This window comes from Mycetohabitans sp. B3 (genome assembly GCF_021498065.1).
Lineage (GTDB): Bacteria > Pseudomonadota > Gammaproteobacteria > Burkholderiales > Burkholderiaceae > Mycetohabitans.
Window position 1 is genome coordinate 1 of record NZ_JAHLKN010000043.1, and the last position, 2,005, is coordinate 2,005.

Sequence of the window (2,005 nt, forward strand, 5' to 3'; positions counted from 1 at the left end):
TGCACCACAAGAAACGCTTATCCGTCTGACAAACGAAGCAATTCACATAACACAATGAAAACCTCGTCCGTCAGCCCTTAACCTATTTCCAATCTTCAAGAACTTCCCCAGCTGTCGAGCAACGCACAATTCAATCAACGCTGTGAGTTCAATATTAGCTACTAAAGTAATATTAAGTAAAACCGATAGACCAATGAGGCGCTATCTCGTGGCATCAGCACGATGCATGGCTGCATCAACCCAGCTCCTCAGAAAATAAAGCCTTAACTTCAATCTATACCATTTGACTTTGATGTCAAGTATTAGCGCTAATTCTTCGAAGTGGGACTAAATCAGAAAATTAGCATGTTGAAAAGTGAAAAATGTTCACAGCGCGCTATTTTGTGAAAATTCTACCGAATGCAAAGATACTTACTAAAGCGAGGCCCCGAATTCTGCTACTTTTATTCGTTTGGGCCTGGGCAGTGCAGGTTGCTTCAATGTCACCAGTACAGTGTAATGACCCAGTGGAAACCTGCTCACGTCATGCTTGAAGGAAAAGACGAGGAGCATGAAGATAGAAGAAGACATCAAATGCTGGACCGCCAGGCGCAAGAGCGCGCTGGTTCTGGACATCATTTAGGGCAAGCCGATGGTGGCGGAGGAGAGCTGAGCATATGATCTGTCGCCTGCGCAAGTGGGAAGGTTGAGTCAAGGACGGCAGGCGAGATATGGAGAATGCGCTGCGGGCCAATCCGCTCGATGTGCGGGAGCAGTACAAGCGGCAGATCGAGGATCTGCAAGAGGCCTACGGCGAAACGATGCTGGAGTTGCGCGCCCGAAAAAAATTGCGGTCCCTGCTGGGCGAGGAGAAGAAATGATCGAGACGATCCGCCAAGGGGACTGCAAACTGAAGGCATCGCCGTCTCGCTGGCCAAGTTGTGCCGTTGGTTCGGGATGCCGCGCCACACATCGTTAGCCACCGCGCCCAATAAGCGCTGGTCGACCGACTTGTGCCGAATCTGGGCTGGCCGGGATGGCTGGGCCCCGCTAGCGCTGGTGATGGAATGCCACACGCGCGAGCTACTGGGCTGGCAGCTGCCGCGCAGTGGCCAAGCCAGCACGGCAGGCAATGCACTGGAGCAGGCTTTGATTGCTCGTTTCGGCACCCTAGGTAGGGTATCCAAGCCCTTCCTGCCGCGTAGCGACAACGGCCTGATCTTCACCAGCCGAAACTATACGGCCCTGGCTCGTAGTTACGGCCTGAAGCAGGAGTTCACCACGCCGCACTGTCCGCCGCAGAACGGCATCGTCGAACGGGTAATCCGCACGCTAAAGGAGCAATGCGTGCATCGCCACCGCTTCGAGACCTTGTAGTCCCCAGCCGCGTGATCGCCGACTGGATTCAGTTCATCGATGGCCACATCAAGCGCTGAAGATGAGAACCTCCGCCGCGGTGTTTGCACTAACCGATTAAGCTGTGCAGGTTTTGCTGGATCATTACAACAGTTCGATGCATGGCTGATTCCTCGTGGGCTGATGGAGCCCGCCATGCATCGGGCTACACTAGTGACATTAAAGCAACCTGCACTGCCCAAGTCCAAACGAATAAAAGTAGCAGAACTCGTGACCTCGCTTTAGTTTCTTGCATCCGGTAGAATTTTCACAAAACAATACACTGTGAAAATTTTTCATTTTTTCAACATGATAATTTTCTGATCTAGCCCCACTTCGAAGAAGCAACCCTAGTACTTGACATCAAAGTCGAGTGGTATAGATTGAAGTCAAGGCTTTATTTTTTGAAGGGCTCAGCCGATACAGTCAAGCTTCGTGCCAGCGCCACGTTATGGCGTATCATTATTCATTTTAGTATTGCTTCATTAATTAATATTAAACATCACAGCATTGTTCAAATTGTACTTTGCGTAATGCTATCATTGGAAAGAAATGGACATTTTTACGAGGGTTTTAGAACAGATTTAGAGGATTGGTGAGGATTGATGGACAAGATTTTCTATTTGTCGCT

The 2,005-nt window shown here is 49.9% G+C and carries 1 protein-coding gene and 1 pseudogene; both read left to right on the top strand.

Features of this window, described 5'->3' with window-relative positions; genetic code table 11:
• The first annotated feature begins 550 nt into the window (after nucleotides 1–550).
• Nucleotides 551–860: pseudogene (locus tag KQH55_RS14530) on the top strand (DUF1153 domain-containing protein).
• Between the two features lie 76 nt (nucleotides 861–936).
• Nucleotides 937–1,356 (top strand): DDE-type integrase/transposase/recombinase, encoded by a 420-nt coding sequence (locus tag KQH55_RS14535; RefSeq protein WP_235091498.1) that lies wholly within the window; start codon nucleotides 937–939, stop codon nucleotides 1,354–1,356.
• The last annotated feature ends 649 nt before the right edge of the window (nucleotides 1,357–2,005 follow it).